Source organism: Gemelliphila sp. 1F1 (assembly GCF_056897515.1).
This window is the reverse complement of sequence record NZ_JBXHBE010000007.1, coordinates 42,482-59,792: the sequence shown is the minus strand read 5'-3', so window position 1 is coordinate 59,792 and position 17,311 is coordinate 42,482. Positions and strand designations below refer to the sequence as shown.

The window sequence follows — 17,311 nt, the reverse complement described above, 5'->3', positions numbered from 1 at the left end:
GGCTAAACTAATTTAGCCACAGTTATTCTGTATTTTAATGTTTTTTTATTTTGATTAAAATCTTTTATAATAAATCTTCCGTACTTTCTTATAGAGATAACGTCATCTACTCGACAAATTTTTTCTCCATTATTACTTACAATATGATTAAGTTTAATATAATCTTTTTGCAAAAACTCTTTTACTTTGCTGCGAGATTTATTAATTATTTTGGCTACCAAAATATCTAACCTAAATGATGATACTACAATTTCAATATTTTCATATTCTTTTGTAATAGATAATTTTTCTAAATTTTCTACTACATCAAAATTAATTACAGCTCTACCTATACGAGTTAAGTTTAATATTATATAATTTGCTACTTGTTCATCTGCAAAAATAAAAATTTTGTCATCATCAATAACTATATCGCCAATTCTGTTGTAATTAAGCCCTAAATTATACACAGCCCCCAAAACGTCTTTATGCTTAATATTATGAAACTTAGCATTAAATTCTGCACACAGACACACTATATTGTAATCAATATCATAATAATCATTAACTATTATTTTAGCTCGCAGTCTTTCCGAATTTTCAAATCCACCAAAAAATTCTAATCTACTAATATTATTATATTGTGCAACTAACTTTCGTAAAACGACACTCTCTAAAGAAGTTAAAAAATTAGTTACAACATTTTTAGATGTATTTAAATCAATATTATTAGTTAGTTCATTTGCTATATCTTGCTCTTCTTTCGAAAAAAAACTAAAATTTTTCATAGATTAAAATAACGATACTCCAAAAATAAGTGAATAAATCAGCCTCTCTATAAATCCAAGGACAATTATCGCAATAATCGGAGAAAAGTCAACCATAGCGATAGGAGGCAAAATTTTTCTAAATATTTTTAGGTACGGTTCGCATATATCTTCCAAAAATTTAAGAATAAAATTATCTCGTGCAATAGGGAACCAACTTGATAAAATATAAATAATCAATGCTCCCTCATAAATTCTAAACAAATATTTAATAAATGTATATAGCCATATTAAAAAACTACTATCTAGCAAATTAATATTCTCCTTCCGAAAATTCTCCAGCTACCTCAACTCCCTTAGGTACACACAGATAAATTTCTTCTCCTATTGTTTTCAACTTAGCATCTATGGCATACATTCCACCATAAATAAAATCTAATAGTCTGTCAGCTGTTTGTAAATCCAATTTAGTTAAATTCAGTATAACTACTTTATTAGCCTTGATATCATCTATTATATCTTTACTATCCGCAAAAACTAACGGCTCTCTTAAAATTACTTCGCCCTTATTCATTATAGCTTGTTTATTTGTCACTCTATTATCTTTTTTTACATTATTCGTAACTTTTTTTTCTTCAACTTGTGATATTTCTCTTTCATCTTCGTACAACTCATCTTCTTCAGATGAGAACATATCATTAAATTTTTTCAATACGCTCATTTGTCTACCTCTAAATTTTGATTATCTCTTAAATTATAACATACACATTTAGATTTTTAAAGTTTTATACGACATATTACAATTTATTATTTATAAACTAGGTAATCATTCGTTTCATAAGCTAACTCATAATTGCTTAACAAATATTTTTGAAAATTTAGTTCAAATCCTACTTGTTCATTTCCAATAAAACCTCTATTAACAACCAAAAATTTAGGTCGCTTATTAGTCATATCAGCAAAAAATTCTTTTACAACTTCTTCATTATTAGTTATGTCTGTTGCAGGCAATGCAAAGTATTTAGTATTAGCTAATCTATCACTCTCTAAATAAATATTACCTGATAACCTATGAGTATATATAAAATCACTGCTATCTGTATTATTTTTTATATACTCACTAACTTTTTGGACGCTCGCTATATTTATTTCATTATCATAAGCTATATTTTGTACCTCTTGTATTGCCGAACCAATTCTCCCATAAGATGAAACATTTTTTGACAAAATATTAATAGCATTATCTATCAAAGCTGGAGAGAATATCACAAAAATAGCCAATAAGTATTTAAAATTAAATTTTTTATTTTTAAAAATTAAAATAAGACAAATAGCTATCAAAGGTAACAAAGCTATTAAATAATGTGGATAATCCCTTTTAGAAAGCAACACCGATATAACGGTTAGAATTGTACTACCTATTATAGCAACATTATATCTATCTCTAAAATTAACAAAAATTAGAGATACACCAAAAACACCAGCCATTGTAATTATAACCGGTCGTAAAAAGAAACTTCTTAATACATGTACAATAGTTTCTCCATCTCCTATATAATAAAGATTAAATATAAAAGATTGATAAAAAGCTTCATACAAAGCGTCATTAACATATAAATAAATTCCTAAAGGTAATAAAACTATCAATATTCCTATTGTAAAATATATAATATAGTTTAACAATCGCATATATTCTTTTTTATAAATTAAATCTATTAATATTACTAGTACAAAAACATACCAAATAGAAACCATATTAAATCTAATTAGAGCTACTATAGAAAAACTGAGGCCTAATAAAACTATATTTTGCCATGATACTTTATTTTCTAAAAAATATTTAGAAAATAAATAAAGAGAAATCATCATAAAAGGAGCAGCATATCCTTCTACTGTATTTCCTCCTTCATACAAATAAGGTATAAAAATAGAAAATATTGATATTATAATTAATGAGATTGTTGTAGTAACATATAACCTAGATGTTTTATAAACAAAAAGCAAAAACAACGTTAAAAAGAATAACTCTAACATATAAAGTCCATACTTACCTAAAACTATAGCTACATAATTAAAAATAAATATAAATGGACCTTTATGATCAAATATATCTCTATAAATTACCAAACCTTTATCCATAGCATAACCAAAGTATTGAAACATAGCAGAGTCATGGCTAAGAATAAAATTAGAAAATGGATTACTATTAAAAGATAAAGACGTTGTTATTGATAATAATACTATATATAAATACGGTACAACCTTATAAAAATATTTTTTAATCATTTATATATCCTTTCTTATTTTAGTTTTACTAAATAATTATTTTATCAATATTTACAAGTTTTTACCACAAAATAAGAAAGACAGGTTAATTCACCCGTCCTTCTATAATTTTTTAGATAATTATGCTTCTACTTTGTTTTTTAAACCTTTGCGCAACATAGAAACAGCTGTAAATACTACTACTACTATAATAACCCATGTTAACACTTTTAGATCCATACTCTTAACAAAAGTAGCAGCTATATAAACCCCTAAGATTCCTCCTAGAGTAATAGAGATAGATCCTATTCTTGTATAGTTCCCTGCTTTGATAAATTCTGGTGATCCAATAGCCATAAGCCCTGCACAAGAAGCCATCATAATAGGGAATGCAACTAACGGGTTAAGACCTAGCATATAAACTGTAGCCATACATGGTGCATAAAGTCCTACACCTGCCATCATTAAAGCTCCAAGAATGAAGTTAATTACAACTCCTATTACTAATTTAACTCCTGTTAATCCTATAGCCGTACCAGTTCCTAATCCAGCTATTAATCCAAACTGACCTGCCGTCATAAGTCCTGCTGTAACAAGTAAACATACTCCCATAATAATTTGGATTTGTTTTTCTGGTAACTTGTTAACAAATCTTGCTCCGATGATTGCCCCAATTATAGCTGCAATTACCATAGAGAATAGTGTTACACCTTCTACTTTAACTGCAGTTAAGAAAATAAATGCTTCTGTTAATACTGGAATTGTATGTGCAACATTCAATGTTCCCGGTATTAATTTATCATTTTTTAAGAATCTAGTTACTTGCATCAACATAGTTGTAGGTGCGAAACTTCCTATTCCTAAAGTGTCGAAGAAATCTGTAACAAAACCTATAATAAATCCTAAAATAGGGTTTTCTTTCCCTAAATTGTTCTTGTTTTTAACAATATCTATCGCCCAAAGAACGACGAAATACGCTCCCCCTGCGCCCAATAATACTAATAAAATAGTTAGTAAATTATTCATTTTTTATAATCTCCTTTCGCTATCCAAGTAAGAATCCATAAGTTAGTGGATCTTCTGGATCATATACATAATTACTAAATCCAGTAATATATCCTGAACCCGTAATTTCTGGAATAATAGCGTTATAGCCCGCTAATTTTGTTTCTTCTAATATTCTACCTTTGAATATTGTTCCTAAAATACTTTCGTAAACAAATGGCTCTCCTACTTTTAACTCACCTTTGTGATAAAGAGTAGCTAATTTTGCTGATGTTCCTGTTCCACAAGGTGAACGGTCAATATTACCATCTCCAAATACTACTACATTTTTGTAAGTAGCTTCTGGATGTGTAGGTTTGTCATATATTTCTACTAAATCTACTGTTTTTATATGTTCTAAAGTTGGATGTTGTATTTCTACTTGAGCATTAACAGCATCTCTAATTTTTAGTCCATAGTCTTTTAATATTGATGCATTTTCTGGAGAAACAGTTACTCCTAATTGATCTGCTGAAAGTATAGCAAAGAAACTTCCTCCAAAAGAAATGTCTAATTTAACTTTTCCTACACCTTCTACATCCAATTCTACATCTTCTTTGTATAAGAACGATTCAACGTTTTTGAAAGATACTTCTCTTACTTTAAGTCTGTCTTGAGCTAATTTTGCAGTAGCTCTAATTAGTCCTGCTGGTGTTTCTACCACTACTTCTTTCTCTGTAGCACCCTCTTCTACATCAACCATTCCTGTTTCGATAGAAGCTGTTACTCCGGCTATTGTATTATGACCACACATATTCAAATATCCTCCTGTGTCCATAAATATCAATCCGAAATCCGCTTCATCTACAGTTGGCGATACTACAAAAGCACCGAACATATCTTGATGTCCACGAGGTTCAAACATAACAGACTTTCTAATATGATCCATATTATCAATTAAATATTGTTTTTTCTCCACCATATTTTTCCCTGGTATTTTTGGGATACCAGCTGTTACTAATCTTGCAGGTTCTCCTGCTGCATGTGTATCTATAACTGATATAAGTTTATTGAATTTCATGATTTACCTCTCCTTTAAAATTTTCCGTCTTTTCTCATTTTTAATTTTAATAATCCTAAAGCTTTGCGTGCATCTACATAATCAATATTGTTTTGACCTACGATTTCTGTTTCTACACCTTCTTCTGACTTATTAAAGTCAATAACATATTTTGTATATTCATTTTCAACGACAAATTTATGTTTACCCATAAATTTTAATCCTACTATAGATATTCCTCTTTCACCAATTTCAAACATAGTATTTGCATAGTCAACATCACTATTTCCCCAACCATCAGCTGAAATAATTGCTCCGTCAGTTCTCATAGCATATAACCATACCGCTGCTCTAAATCCTACCAAATTTTTTAGTCTATTATCTTGTGGCGTTCCAACCAACACTACTCCTTGAAAATCTATTTCTGGATCTGTTGCCAAAACATCTAATAAAGGATCTCTAAAATGATGTAGACTAGTTTCTTTTGTTGATGGTCCTATTCCCATTTTATACCTCCTACACCATAGCTCTTATTGCTCCGTCACGATACTCGTTTGGAGTAAGTAAGACGGGCATATTTTGCATATCTATTATTGAAATACCTTTATCCATACCACTAGGTTCAGCGGGAAATACTAAGTTATCATACATCATACCTTGCCCTGCTATTTCTTTAACAAGCGCTACCTTGGGCTTCCCAAGATTTTTTTTATTGTAATACTCGTGTACTTCATCAGCTTCTCGACCACTTAACATTTTCATAACTTCTCTTATATTTTGAATATATACATCTGACAATTCAAAAATAGAAAATGCTAACTGTCTATCAAATTTTATATCTGGTTTTATTACTACATCTATATGGATTAAATAATCATTATCATTAGGTGTTCCTGCTTTATTCAAAACTAACTTTTCTTGTAAAATACCTTCAGAAGATCCAAATTCATGCATCTGATGACCTTCGGTATTAGCTCCAGTTAGTAATACTCTCACACCTGTTAATGTATGTGTAATTCCTTCTCCTATTCTACCCAAAACTTTTGTAGAAATAGGAACAACGTCCATTATAGTGTTGACATATATGTTATGTTCTTTAGGCTTTATAATTTTTATTGCTACATTCTCAAAAATATTTTTATCATATTCTATTTCTGTACTCAAAAATAACTTTTTGTCAGCTATTTTTGTTTTGCTGGCTAATTGTACTTCGTTTATATGAAAAACTTTGATTTGTAATTTATCACTTTGCATTTAATCAACTCCCATACATTTTGATAAATAGTTAAGAAGCTAATTATCTATCAAAAGAAATCATTGCTAAAAAAAGGGAGGATATACCTCCCTACTTTCTTAGATTTGTGCTATGTACTCATATGGAAGTGGTACGATTTTACCTGCACTTGGTATTTCTATTAATTGTTGTAATGTGTCTTTTAATATAGCTGTTTGTTGCTCTATATTGTTAGGCTCTCCAGCGTTAGCTCCCATAGGAACTAATGGTGCTACCGATCTAGGTGTACCATTTTGACGCACTACTGGTGGTAAAGCTGCAATAAGGATTGTTGGTATTCCAGCTTCTTCAATTGCTCTCTGCACGATCACGGCAGTTCTATGGCAAGTACCTCAACCAGCTGTCATAACTACTGCATCTACGCCTTCTTCTACCAATTTCTTAGCGATTTCTGGTCCTGTTTCGTCAGTGAAAACCTCTTGGTTTCCTCCTCCACCCATAAATCCATAATGATTAGGTGCTACACTTCCTATAAATCCTGCTTCTGCTAGTTCGTTTAATCTATCGATAGGGAACATACAGTTAATATCTCTGTTAGCGTCCGCATTATCGTATCCTCCGTGTGATACCATAAGTGCTGCACTACCTGCTTCATTTGGAACTACTCTATAGCTAGTGTCCCCTGCTAAATTAAATCTTGCATCTGTTTTTAAATGTACCCCTGCTGCAGTTGCTAATGCTACTTTCATATCTTTTAGCTCTTTAGTTACTGGAGCCCAAACTGGTTTTGGTGTAATAGGTACATATATTTCTGATTGTAAACCTTCAAATACCGTTAATGACATTCTAGTTTCTCCTCTCTTAATCTTCTTTTCTTCTATTTTGTACTTCTTCTTGTAATTTCTTAGTGTTTTGAATAGCGCTAACATAATGTTCGTTAGGCTCTGGATCTAGAACTTCTGGATAGCTAAGTAAAAACGCTACTTCTTGACCGATTTTTACTTCGTGTTGTGATATTAACATTCGCATAGGTATTTTGAATTGCCCTAAACGTCCCTTTATATCTATTGTTACACTTGCATCGTTAAAGTCTACTATGATTCCCTCAAATACTCTTTCTGTAGAAGCATATTTTAATTTTTCATACATATTTTAATTACTCTTCTTTTTCGTAAATTTCTTGACGCTTTTTACTCTTAGGAAGTACTTGCTCGTTATCTACTAATTCTATTTTTTGACCTGTAGTTTTTTCGATAACTTCGATGTTGTTATCTTTAACTGATGGATTCCATTTTCTTTCAGGTTTTTTGATTGATCCGCCACCCATTTTTGTTTTTAGCATAGCTAATGCACGGATAGCATCTTCTTTACATAATGTGTTGTTTGAAAGAATTTCGTTTTCTATACCTTGTTTAGATTTGTTATTATCTACCATAGCATCCATGTATTGGTTACCAACAACTAATGCTCCTTGTTGTGCTGAGTAAGTCATACCTACAACAGCTACACCACGTTTACCTACTTCTTCTATGTGTGATGCAAAGTCAATGTGGTTGTTTCCGAATCCTTCTGTTGTAACGATAACTCCATCTAAGTCCATAGCTTCAATTGTCATACCTAGACGTTTTGATACATAGAATTTTTCAGAGTTAGCTTGAGGTGATCCTACTAATAATACCCCTACTAAATCAATTTCTTCATCAGCCATAGCTTCTAATACTAGAGGCTCACGGTAGTAGTGTCTTGAACATTCTTTTGATGCAGGTCCTATACAAGTTAAAGCGTGAACTCCACCATCTAATAATTCTGTTGGTGCTAACATTACTGGTAAGTTACCTAAGTCTACGTTTGGTTTAGCTCCCAATGTTCCTACTGGCTCTACTGGTAAGATTAAGTTATCGTGCATTGCCCCTTGTCCCATTATTTCTTTAACAACAAGAACTTTTTTGTTTCCTGGACGACGATATTGCTTAATGTTTACATCTCCAACTACTAAACTTTCATCTTTTACTGCTTTTAATGCTTTTCTAATTTCTTCAGTTACATAGTCAAAAGCTTTGTGTGCTGCTAATGGTCCTGGACGTTCCATATTAGCTCCTGCTTTGATTGTAACTTGACCTTTAATAAAGATTTCTCCTTTATCAGGTGCTCCTGGACGACCCCACATAATGTTACGATCTAATTCTCCTTCAGAAGAACCAAATTCCCCGATTTGAACTCCGTTAGCATCAGTTCCTGTAAGAACCATTACTACTCCTTTAAGTTCACGTGAAATACCGTGTCCCAATTCTCCTTCTTCTTTACAAGCGATAGGTTGTACGTCCATAATTGTTTCACTGTAAGTATCATATTTATCAGGAGTTATAATTTCGATTTTCATATCTTCTACTAACTCTTCTAACGCTACAGCTTCTTTACACAATTCTTCTGGATTTCTTAGAACTAAAGTTGTTCCTTTAATTTCTGTTTTTTCTCCGAACTCTACTTTTTCTATTTTATAGTGTTTTGTTAATAATTCTCTTATTAATTTTGCTTCTACTTGTTTTTCTTCAGCTGGTGATGCAGCAACTGCTGATGCTACTTCTTTAGCTTCTGATGCTACTGCTGATTCAACAGGAGATGCAACAGGTGCTGGCTGGCTAGCGAAAGCTGCTACAGGAATTTCTATATCAATTCCACGCCCTTCATCAATATGAAGTTTAAGAACTTGTTGTCCTACTGCTGCTACCGGTGCTACTGGTGCCACAGCTTGCACAGGAGCTACTTCTGCCACTTTAGCTGGCTCTTCTACTACTGCTTCTGCTACCTCTACTTCTTCTCCTCCACCTTGCACTTGGTCGATAACTGCTGGTGTTAATGGTACTAATGAATCACAAGTTTTTACTAATTTAGCTCCTAATACTTGACCTATAGTTAAAGCATCTTCTGGGAATGATAATAATCCTGAATCTACTAGATCATCAAATAATGCTGGATCTTCTAGATTTTCTGGTCCTATTACTACTCCTTCTTCTGCTCTACAGCATAGTACCGCTTTGTCGTTTAAATGATCTTTTGCCGTTTCTAACGTAATTGCCATTTATATTTCCTCCTAAAATAAAGTTATTTTTTCATTATACTTCGATATAATTTATGATCGGAAGCTCTAAGAACATGATCGGTACTATGGTATACTGCTACTCCTAACCTAGGAGCTACTCCTGTCACCGTATTAGTTCAATCCTCACATGTACCTGCTATTACTGCATTGGCTCCGTCCTTTTTCATTTTCAAGACTTTTTCTGCTTGTCCTGGACAAATACCTGGAAGTTCACAACGATATCTTCCGTTTTTATCTGGCTTCATTCTCTTACACATTTGCACAGATACAACTTCTGATCCCATTCCTTCAGCTATTTCTCTAAGTCTATCTTCTCCTGCACCACACTCACAAATAAGAATACCTACTTTTTCTTTTCCAGTAGGGTAAGGCATAGCTACTAAGATACCACCTGTTGTTTTGTCGATAGGTGATTCATGTTTTGCACTCTTACCTGTAAATGGTCCTCCACGAACTATTTCTCCGTGAGGCTTGATGTAACCTCCAGATTTTTCGATAAATTCTCCTAAAGGAAGTCCAATCGGTACATCAAAGAATACTTGTCCTGATTTAACTCTTCCTCCAACAGTTACATCTTTGTCAATAAGCGGCTTATCATCTTCAATAGCTTCTGTAATTCTTCTAATTGTTTCGATGTTAGAAACTACCGCGTTTGCTTCAAGAGGTAATTGTCCTATTTCTAAAACTTTTCCTAAAACTTCTCTAACGATTACACGCTCATCTCCAGCTGGGTACATATCAGATAAAATTTTAACAGAAATATTAGGTTCATCTTTACACGCTTTACCGATTGTCAACAACGCTTTGCGATATTTAGTTTTCATAGCTATATAAGCATGAGTCGCTCCTGTAATTTCCATCATATATTTTAACCCACGAATAATAACCTCTGGATGTTCTTCCATATATTTAATGTTGTGAGAAAGGATAGGTTCACATTCAGCTGCATTAGCTAGAATATAACCACCTTCTATTCTTGTAGATAATTTAATTCCTACTGGGAATCCTGCTCCTCCCAGACCTACTATTCCAGCATCTTTAATTTTTTGCAAATAATCGTCTGTTTTTTCTAATCTTACATAGTCATCACTCTGTACTTCATCTAATTTCAATACTAATTCTGATTCTGTTACATCTTCAATAACTCCAGATAAACTACTATGAATATTAGCTCCCAAACCATTCGGAACAGCAATCAATTCTCCACGTTTAACTTTTTGTCCAACTTCTACCATAGGTTTACACGGTGCACCTACGTGTTGTTTCAAAGGTATTGTAATTTTATCAACATTAAATTTATACATAAGGTTTCCTCCTTTCCTAAAAACTTCATTAAAAAGTAGTGGTTCGTTTCCTCCTACTCAACTGTTATTATAATACAGAGATTTGAAAATTACAAGCGTTTTTAGAAAAAAATTCATATAACTTTATAACAGTTCAAGAAAAATCCACAATCCTATAAACGCCATAGTATAAAGTTTGTATTCGTGTTGCAACAATTATATTTTAATAAGCGACACAATTTTTTTATATGATAATTATTTTCATTACAACATAGCTGTTATAGTTTTTTTAGTAATATTTTCTAAACTGTACTAGTTCTGTTTTGTTTATGTTTTCTTACGATTACAAAATAAACGACAAATTATTGATTCTCAGTACATTTAAGTAATATTAATTTTATGAAAAACAAAAATTTTTATATGAAACTTCAATTTTTGTTGTATATATAACAAAAATTACAAATTCTACTTAAGGTATAAAAATTTTTCTATTTATTTTTATATTTGAATAATAAAATTTTTTGTTGTATATATAACAAAATTTATAAAATTAGAAAAATGGGATAATTTAAAAAATTAATTCAAAAAATTATAGACAACTAATATAATTTAACAATAGTTCCATAAGTTGTATTTGAAAAATTTTTATAGTAAAATATACTTTAAATATAAAATAATATTATAGGAGCATATCTATGGAAAGAGTAGCTATAGTATCTGCTTACAGATCGGCGATAGGATCTTTTGGGGGAACATTAAAAGACATAAACCCTGCCTACGCTACATCTGAAGTTATAAAATATTCATTAGACAAAATAAAGTTAGATACATCTAATGTTGATGAAGTTATTCTAGGAAATGTCTTAGGCGCTGGATTAGGACAAAATATAGCACGTCAAGCCGCTATAAAAGCAGAACTCCCAAAAGAAACATCTGCTTATGTAGTAAATAAAGTATGTGGCTCTGGATTAAAAAGTGTAACACTTGGAGCTAGCAGTATTATGCTAGGAGAAAACGAGGTAGTTGTATGTGGTGGCGTTGAGTTTATGAGCCAAGCTCCGTATATATCAAAAACTAATCGTTTTGGTAAACAATTAGGAAATACAGAATTAATAGATAGTATTATTAACGATGGCTTGACAGATGCTTTCGAGAATTATCATATGGGAATTACTGCAGAAAACATAGCAGATAAATACAATATTACTCGTGAAGATGCTGATAAATTCGCACTAGAAAGTCAACAAAAAACAAAAAAAGCTATCAATAACAATAAATTTAATGATGAAATAGTACCATTGACAATAAAAACAAAAAAGGGCGAAATAATTTTTAACAAAGATGAATATCCTAGAGAAACATCATTAGAAAAATTAGCAAATTTAAAACCAGCATTCAAAAAAGACGGAATAGTTACAGCTGGTAATTCTTCTGGGATTAATGATGGTGTTGCCATTGTAGTACTAATGTCAGAAACAAAAGCACGTAGTCTAGGAATAAAACCTATGGCATATATAGAAAATTTCGAAACTTGTGGTTTAGATCATAAATTAATGGGATTAGGTCCTATAAATGCAACAAAAAAATTGCTAGACAAACAAAATATAACAACAGAAGATATTGATCTTTATGAACTAAATGAAGCATTTGCTACGCAATCATTAGCAGTAATAAGAGAATTAAAAATACCAAAAGAGAAAGTTAATGTTAACGGAGGAGCCATTTCACTAGGACATCCTATTGGAGCAAGTGGTACTAGAATACTAGTTACTCTAGTACACGAATTAATTAAACAAAATAAAAATTATGGTCTTTGTTCTTTATGTATTGGAGGAGGACAAGGAATTTCTCTATTAATATCAAGAAAATAAAAATTCGGAAAGGCAAATAATATGAATATCGGAATTGATAAAATAGGCTTTGCTATGCCTAATTACTATTTAGACATTAGAGATTTAGCAAAAGAGCGTGGTATAGAACCAGACAAATTTACAAAAGGTCTAATGCAACTAGAAATGAGCATTGCCCCGAGAACACAAGATATAGTTACCTTAGGAGCTGCAGCTGCATTGGAAATATTAGATAACGAAGACAGACAACTAATAGATATGATTATCGTTGGAAGTGAAACAGGTATTGATCAAAGTAAAGCTGCCGCAGTATTTATTCACTCGTTGCTAGATATACAACCTTTTGCTCGCTCTATTGAAATCAAACAAGCGTGCTACGGCGCAACTGCTGGATTAGAAATTGCTCGTAATCACATTATGAACAAACCTAACTCTCGTGTGCTAGTAATTGCAAGTGACATAGCGAAATACGGAGCAAAATCTGGTGGAGAATCTACACAAGGAGCTGGTAGTGTCGCAATGTTAATCAAACGCGATCCAAAAATAGCTATTTTAAATAATGACAATGTATATCAAACTCGTGATTTAATGGATTTTTGGCGACCTAACTATTCTCCTTATCCGTACGTTGACGGTAAATTTTCAACTGAATTATATCTAGACTGTCTAACTACTACTTGGGAGCATTACCTAAAATCTAGCAATAGAAAAATAGAAGATTTCAAAGCTGTTTGTTTCCACCTACCATTCCCAAAACTAGGACTAAAAGGATTAAATAGCATAATCCCTACTAATATAGAAGATATTACCAAAGATACTTTAACACAAAATTTCAATCATTCTATAATATATAGCCAACGAGTAGGTAACATTTATACAGGCTCATTGTTCTTAAGTTTGTTATCATTAATGGAGCAAAGTGATGATCTAAAAAGTGGTGACAATGTAGCATTATATAGCTACGGAAGTGGAGCTGTTTGTGAAATATTTAGCCTAACTTTAGTTGATAATTTCAAATATAATTTGAAACCAAATCGTCTAACTAGCGATTTTGAAACACGCAAACGTCTAAGTGTTGCAGAATATGAAAATATGTTCTTCAAAACGATAGAAGTTGATAGTGAAGGTAATGCTACTTTAGAAAAAGATAGCGAAAATACACCATTTAGCTTAGAAAAAGTAGAAAATCATAAACGTATTTACGTTAAAAACTAATAATTTTAAAGAATACAATAATTCCCCAAAAGCTAGACAAAAGACTAACTTTTGGGGATTGTTTGTGACTAATTATTCACCTTATCTCTACTATAATTTCTAATAATTATAAAAAGAGCATTTAATATTCCGAATAAAAGTATCGGAGATATAATTTCATAATTTTGCATAGCTTCGATAGGAGTGTAGTTTTTTATTGCATAAAATACCGAAAATACTATTATTGCAACTAGCAACATATTTATTAACACTTGCTTAATAACTTTGTTATTCTTATCACTACGCAGTATTATATACAACAAAACAGGTAATAAAATTTTTAATATATATTCAAACATACTAAAATACCTCCTTTAATAGTTAACACTATATCTACCAACTACAAGACGTTAAATTCTGTCATTATCATCCGAAATATTAAATTTTATAATAATTACGTCATCATTATAAATCAATCTATCTTTAAATGATTTTGCATATTCTTTAAAAAATTCTTGATCTTCTTTTGATAGATTTTTATTTTTTATAATAATTTTTCCGTAGATATCAAATTTTTTATTATCATTTATTTTCAGCATTACATCATTGTACAAAACTTCTAATTTAGGAGAGATATTTACAGTTTTGTAAGCTAATAATATATCATCAAAATTATTGAAGTCTTTATTAGTTCCAATTTTATTAATATTAATCTTTAGATAATCTCCTATGTTATAAAGAATTGTTTGATTATATAATTTATTATTTAAATGCTTGTAAATATATTCTTCGTTTTTGCGATAGAATAATGCTTCTCTTCCATTACTATCATATTCCCTATATAAATTAAGTGCATCATATTTGGCTATGCTATTTAATTCTTTTTTACTAGTTATTTCATAAGCATCAAGAGTTCTATCAAATGCTGACTTTCCTATCTGTTCATTAATTTGTTCAGTAGTACTAGTTGTTGAGTTTGAACAACTAATTAAAGTACAAGCTATAAGCAATAAAGAAAATAATTTTAATTTTTTAATGTACATAAATACCCCCTAGAATATTAGTATATTTCATTCCCTTATTATGATAATAATTTTAAACTATCTTTATTATATTCTAACACATCTAAACCAAAATAACTTGTCATATATATAACAAAATTTCAAATTTTTTTTGTAGTTTACTAAATAAAAATATTAAATTTTAGTTAAAAAATTATTAATGATTTTACTATATACATCTAAGCCAGCTTTTTCACGAGATTCAGCATGAGCGGCATTATCTATCAAATGAATTTCATCAACAGACATATTATAATCAAACATAGCTTGACTGTTTTCTGGTTTAATAAAACTATCTTCCTTACCATGAATAAACAAGATAGGAACTTTATTATCTTTTAGTGAATCTATAGGGCTGGTCTTCTTCATATCTACATCATAAAATATATTAGTAATTGTACTAACACCTCCTATAAGGAATCTAACTCCATTATCCTTGTACCCAGATTGTATCAAATCATAAAGATTAGAAAATCCACAATCAGCAACAACAAAATCTAATTTCTGACTTTTAGACAACACAGATAAAGAAGTTGCACTCCCCATAGATTCTCCATGAAGACCTAAACTAATATTATCGCCAAATCTCTTGTAAGTATCTTGAATAATAAAATAAAGATCTTCTGATTCTAGTTGTCCTAAAGTTACGGTAGTTCTCTCGTTCAATCCATGACCTCTAACATCATAAATAATAACGTTATATCCCATATTTCTATAAACATCCACATACTTTATAGATCCATTGCGATTAGATCTAAAACCATGCGTAATAATAACATATTTATTAGAATTAGAATCAGGATTTTTTAAAAATTGTGCATTTATCGTATAATCTTGATATCCTTTAATTATGTAATCTTCTTTTTCATAGTTATCAAAATTTCCTAATAACCCATGATCTTGAATCCAATTTTTTTCTTCTTCTAGACTTAGGACAGTAGGTCTGACAATTGATTTAGCAAGACCGTAAGAAACTCCTACATATCCTATTACTGCTAAGATAGATAAACCTATTAGAGATCTTTTTACAATTTTTTTCATTTAATTATATTCTCCTTATAGTGATTATTTACGAATATTTATTTCAAATTTTAACATTTAATAAATATTTTTTCAAAAAAATAAAATTTTTGATTTATTATTAAAAATAGAAATAATCTTTTTTATATGATAGTATTATACCTAGAGAACTATATTTAGGAGCTAGTAAACTATGACATTTACAAATTTTTACAAAAAAAATAGAGAAGAGCGTATTAATATTTTATTATCAGAAAACATAATATCGAAAGAAAGTGCAGAATTACTATTAAATAACAAAACATTGAACGTAGATGTTGCAGGAAAAATGGCAGAAAATCATTTAGGAACATTTGCCTTACCTTTCGGAGTAGTTAATAACTTTGTTGTAAATAACAAAAATTATACAATACCTATGGTAACAGAAGAACCATCAGTAATTGCCGCTTGTAATAATGCTGCAAAAATAATCGGTAAATCTGGAGGTTTCACTGCTGAAATATTGGATAGAAAAATGATAGGTCAAGTCGCTTTATATGACATAGAAAATATAGATATGGCTATTCATAATTTGCAAAAAGAAAAACTTTCTATATTAAAAATTGCTAACGATGCGCATCCTTCAATAGTTAAACGCGGTGGTGGAGCCGTAGATATTTCCCAAGAAATAATAAATTTTGAAGATACTGCATTTTTAGTTGTCTATTTAACAGTAGATGTAAAAGAAGCTATGGGGGCTAATATTTTAAATACTATGCTAGAAGCTATAAAGCCTGCAATAGAAAATTTAACCAATGCTACTGCTTTAATGGGGATATTATCAAATTATGCAACTAAATCGTTAGTTAAAGCAACTTGCAAAATTAATGTGGCAACTCTAAGCAAAGATATTACCGACGCTAGAAATATTGCTCAAAAAATATCTTTAGCAAGTAAATTTGCAAAAGCTGATGTTTATCGAGCTGCAACGCACAACAAAGGTATTTTCAACGGAATTGATGCTATCGTTATTGCTAGTGGAAATGATTGGCGTGCAGTTGAAGCATCTTGTCACGCTTACGCAACAAAAGATGGGCAATATAGAGGTCTTTCTACTTGGGAATTTTTCAAAGAGCGTGATGAATTAATCGGCGAGTTAATACTTCCTATGCCAGTAGCTAGTGTAGGGGGATCTATCGGATTAAACGACACCGTTAAGATTTCTAGAGAAATCATGAATAACCCCGATGCAAAAACATTAGCATCACTTATAGTATCAGTTGGACTTGCTCAAAACTTTGCAGCATTAAAAGCATTAGTAAGTGTAGGTATCCAACAAGGACATATGAAACTTCACGCCAAATCACTAGCCCTTTTGGCTGGAGCTAACGAAGATGAAGCTGATATTGTCGCAGACAAACTAACACAAGAAAAACATATAAACCTAGCAACAGCACAAAAAATATTAGCTTCGTTGCGATAAAACTATATAAATTATTATCTATTAAAAACTAAAAAAATCCTCCTAAATGTTT

General features: G+C 30.9%; 19 protein-coding genes. 3 read left to right on the top strand and 16 right to left on the bottom strand.

What is annotated here, in order from left to right:
* Nucleotides 1-2: 2 nt before the first annotated feature.
* The 13 genes from AC1XWJ_RS07150 to prdC all read right to left on the bottom strand — a co-directional run bounded on the left by AC1XWJ_RS07150 (nt 3) and on the right by prdC (nt 10,693).
* Nucleotides 3-767, bottom strand: a complete 765-nt coding sequence (locus tag AC1XWJ_RS07150; protein ID WP_483335201.1) for a YlmH/Sll1252 family protein — start codon at nt 765-767, stop codon at nt 3-5.
* A gap of 3 nt (nt 768-770) precedes the next feature.
* The gene (locus AC1XWJ_RS07145; protein ID WP_483335200.1) at nt 771-1,058 is read right to left on the bottom strand and encodes a YggT family protein; all 288 of its coding nucleotides are present in this window, start codon (nt 1,056-1,058) and stop codon (nt 771-773) included.
* Nucleotide 1,059: 1 nt separating this feature from the next.
* Entirely contained in the window at nt 1,060-1,467 is a 408-nt protein-coding gene (locus AC1XWJ_RS07140; RefSeq protein ID WP_483335199.1) for a cell division protein SepF, read from the bottom strand.
* 86 nt (nt 1,468-1,553) lie between these two features.
* Nucleotides 1,554-3,032, bottom strand: coding sequence for a hypothetical protein (locus AC1XWJ_RS07135; RefSeq protein WP_483335198.1), 1,479 nt, complete (start codon nt 3,030-3,032; stop codon nt 1,554-1,556).
* Between the two features lie 120 nt (nt 3,033-3,152).
* On the bottom strand, nt 3,153-4,037 hold the full coding sequence (locus AC1XWJ_RS07130) for a TSUP family transporter (RefSeq protein WP_483335197.1): 885 nt from the start codon (nt 4,035-4,037) through the stop codon (nt 3,153-3,155).
* 19 nt (nt 4,038-4,056) lie between these two features.
* Nucleotides 4,057-5,076 carry a proline racemase family protein gene (locus AC1XWJ_RS07125; protein WP_483335196.1) on the bottom strand — a complete coding sequence of 340 codons (1,020 nt, stop codon included), beginning with the start codon at nt 5,074-5,076 and terminating at the stop codon, nt 4,057-4,059.
* A 14-nt stretch (nt 5,077-5,090) separates the two neighbouring features.
* On the bottom strand, nt 5,091-5,561 hold the full coding sequence (locus AC1XWJ_RS07120; RefSeq protein WP_483335195.1) for a glycine/sarcosine/betaine reductase component B subunit: 471 nt from the start codon (nt 5,559-5,561) through the stop codon (nt 5,091-5,093).
* Between the two features lie 10 nt (nt 5,562-5,571).
* Nucleotides 5,572-6,309 (bottom strand): proline reductase cluster protein PrdD, encoded by a 738-nt coding sequence (gene prdD / locus AC1XWJ_RS07115; RefSeq protein WP_483335194.1) that lies wholly within the window; start codon nt 6,307-6,309, stop codon nt 5,572-5,574.
* A 99-nt stretch (nt 6,310-6,408) separates the two neighbouring features.
* Nucleotides 6,409-6,654: a hypothetical protein gene (locus AC1XWJ_RS07110; protein ID WP_483335193.1), complete on the bottom strand. Its 246-nt coding sequence runs from the start codon at nt 6,652-6,654 to the stop codon at nt 6,409-6,411.
* 27 nt (nt 6,655-6,681) lie between these two features.
* Nucleotides 6,682-7,134, bottom strand: coding sequence for a glycine/sarcosine/betaine reductase selenoprotein B family protein (locus AC1XWJ_RS07105; protein WP_483335192.1), 453 nt, complete (start codon nt 7,132-7,134; stop codon nt 6,682-6,684).
* Between the two features lie 16 nt (nt 7,135-7,150).
* Complete coding sequence (locus tag AC1XWJ_RS07100) at nt 7,151-7,438, bottom strand: CBO2463/CBO2479 domain-containing protein (RefSeq protein WP_483335191.1); 288 nt, start codon at nt 7,436-7,438, stop codon at nt 7,151-7,153.
* Between the two features lie 7 nt (nt 7,439-7,445).
* Nucleotides 7,446-9,368: a D-proline reductase (dithiol) proprotein PrdA gene (gene prdA / locus AC1XWJ_RS07095; protein WP_483335190.1), complete on the bottom strand. Its 1,923-nt coding sequence runs from the start codon at nt 9,366-9,368 to the stop codon at nt 7,446-7,448.
* Nucleotides 9,369-9,505: 137 nt separating this feature from the next.
* Complete coding sequence (prdC, locus tag AC1XWJ_RS07090) at nt 9,506-10,693, bottom strand: proline reductase-associated electron transfer protein PrdC (RefSeq protein ID WP_483335189.1); 1,188 nt, start codon at nt 10,691-10,693, stop codon at nt 9,506-9,508.
* Nucleotides 10,694-11,367: 674 nt separating this feature from the next.
* Between prdC and AC1XWJ_RS07085 the strand changes: the two genes are divergently transcribed.
* Entirely contained in the window at nt 11,368-12,543 is a 1,176-nt protein-coding gene (locus AC1XWJ_RS07085; protein ID WP_483335188.1) for an acetyl-CoA C-acetyltransferase, read from the top strand.
* Between the two features lie 21 nt (nt 12,544-12,564).
* A complete protein-coding gene (locus AC1XWJ_RS07080; protein WP_483335187.1) occupies nt 12,565-13,737 on the top strand; it encodes a hydroxymethylglutaryl-CoA synthase in 1,173 nt (390 codons plus the stop codon).
* 68 nt (nt 13,738-13,805) lie between these two features.
* Here AC1XWJ_RS07080 and AC1XWJ_RS07075 read toward each other — a convergent pair whose 3' ends face one another.
* The 3 genes from AC1XWJ_RS07075 to AC1XWJ_RS07065 all read right to left on the bottom strand — a co-directional run bounded on the left by AC1XWJ_RS07075 (nt 13,806) and on the right by AC1XWJ_RS07065 (nt 15,818).
* Complete coding sequence (locus AC1XWJ_RS07075; protein WP_483335186.1) at nt 13,806-14,075, bottom strand: hypothetical protein; 270 nt, start codon at nt 14,073-14,075, stop codon at nt 13,806-13,808.
* Between the two features lie 51 nt (nt 14,076-14,126).
* Entirely contained in the window at nt 14,127-14,759 is a 633-nt protein-coding gene (locus AC1XWJ_RS07070) for a hypothetical protein (protein ID WP_483335185.1), read from the bottom strand.
* 153 nt (nt 14,760-14,912) lie between these two features.
* Nucleotides 14,913-15,818: an alpha/beta hydrolase gene (locus AC1XWJ_RS07065; protein ID WP_483335184.1), complete on the bottom strand. Its 906-nt coding sequence runs from the start codon at nt 15,816-15,818 to the stop codon at nt 14,913-14,915.
* Nucleotides 15,819-15,990: 172 nt separating this feature from the next.
* Between AC1XWJ_RS07065 and AC1XWJ_RS07060 the strand changes: the two genes are divergently transcribed.
* Nucleotides 15,991-17,259 (top strand): hydroxymethylglutaryl-CoA reductase, degradative, encoded by a 1,269-nt coding sequence (locus AC1XWJ_RS07060; RefSeq protein ID WP_483335183.1) that lies wholly within the window; start codon nt 15,991-15,993, stop codon nt 17,257-17,259.
* Nucleotides 17,260-17,311: the final 52 nt, after the last annotated feature.

Excerpts from the sequence above, each read along its gene's own strand:
- AC1XWJ_RS07060 (WP_483335183.1), top strand. The coding sequence starts at position 15,991 with ATGACATTTACAAATTTTTACAAAAAAAATAGAGAAGAGCGTATTAAT.
- AC1XWJ_RS07080 (WP_483335187.1), top strand. The coding sequence starts at position 12,565 with ATGAATATCGGAATTGATAAAATAGGCTTTGCTATGCCTAATTACTAT.
- AC1XWJ_RS07065 (WP_483335184.1), bottom strand. The coding sequence starts at position 15,818 with ATGAAAAAAATTGTAAAAAGATCTCTAATAGGTTTATCTATCTTAGCA.
- AC1XWJ_RS07085 (WP_483335188.1), top strand. The coding sequence starts at position 11,368 with ATGGAAAGAGTAGCTATAGTATCTGCTTACAGATCGGCGATAGGATCT.
- AC1XWJ_RS07135 (WP_483335198.1), bottom strand. The coding sequence starts at position 3,032 with ATGATTAAAAAATATTTTTATAAGGTTGTACCGTATTTATATATAGTA.
- AC1XWJ_RS07070 (WP_483335185.1), bottom strand. The coding sequence starts at position 14,759 with ATGTACATTAAAAAATTAAAATTATTTTCTTTATTGCTTATAGCTTGT.
- AC1XWJ_RS07105 (WP_483335192.1), bottom strand. The coding sequence starts at position 7,134 with ATGTCATTAACGGTATTTGAAGGTTTACAATCAGAAATATATGTACCT.
- AC1XWJ_RS07130 (WP_483335197.1), bottom strand. The coding sequence starts at position 4,037 with ATGAATAATTTACTAACTATTTTATTAGTATTATTGGGCGCAGGGGGA.
- AC1XWJ_RS07140 (WP_483335199.1), bottom strand. The coding sequence starts at position 1,467 with ATGAGCGTATTGAAAAAATTTAATGATATGTTCTCATCTGAAGAAGAT.
- AC1XWJ_RS07100 (WP_483335191.1), bottom strand. The coding sequence starts at position 7,438 with ATGTATGAAAAATTAAAATATGCTTCTACAGAAAGAGTATTTGAGGGA.
- AC1XWJ_RS07150 (WP_483335201.1), bottom strand. The coding sequence starts at position 767 with ATGAAAAATTTTAGTTTTTTTTCGAAAGAAGAGCAAGATATAGCAAAT.
- AC1XWJ_RS07120 (WP_483335195.1), bottom strand. The coding sequence starts at position 5,561 with ATGGGAATAGGACCATCAACAAAAGAAACTAGTCTACATCATTTTAGA.
- AC1XWJ_RS07125 (WP_483335196.1), bottom strand. The coding sequence starts at position 5,076 with ATGAAATTCAATAAACTTATATCAGTTATAGATACACATGCAGCAGGA.
- prdA (WP_483335190.1), bottom strand. The coding sequence starts at position 9,368 with ATGGCAATTACGTTAGAAACGGCAAAAGATCATTTAAACGACAAAGCG.
- prdC (WP_483335189.1), bottom strand. The coding sequence starts at position 10,693 with ATGTATAAATTTAATGTTGATAAAATTACAATACCTTTGAAACAACAC.
- AC1XWJ_RS07075 (WP_483335186.1), bottom strand. The coding sequence starts at position 14,075 with ATGTTTGAATATATATTAAAAATTTTATTACCTGTTTTGTTGTATATA.
- prdD (WP_483335194.1), bottom strand. The coding sequence starts at position 6,309 with ATGCAAAGTGATAAATTACAAATCAAAGTTTTTCATATAAACGAAGTA.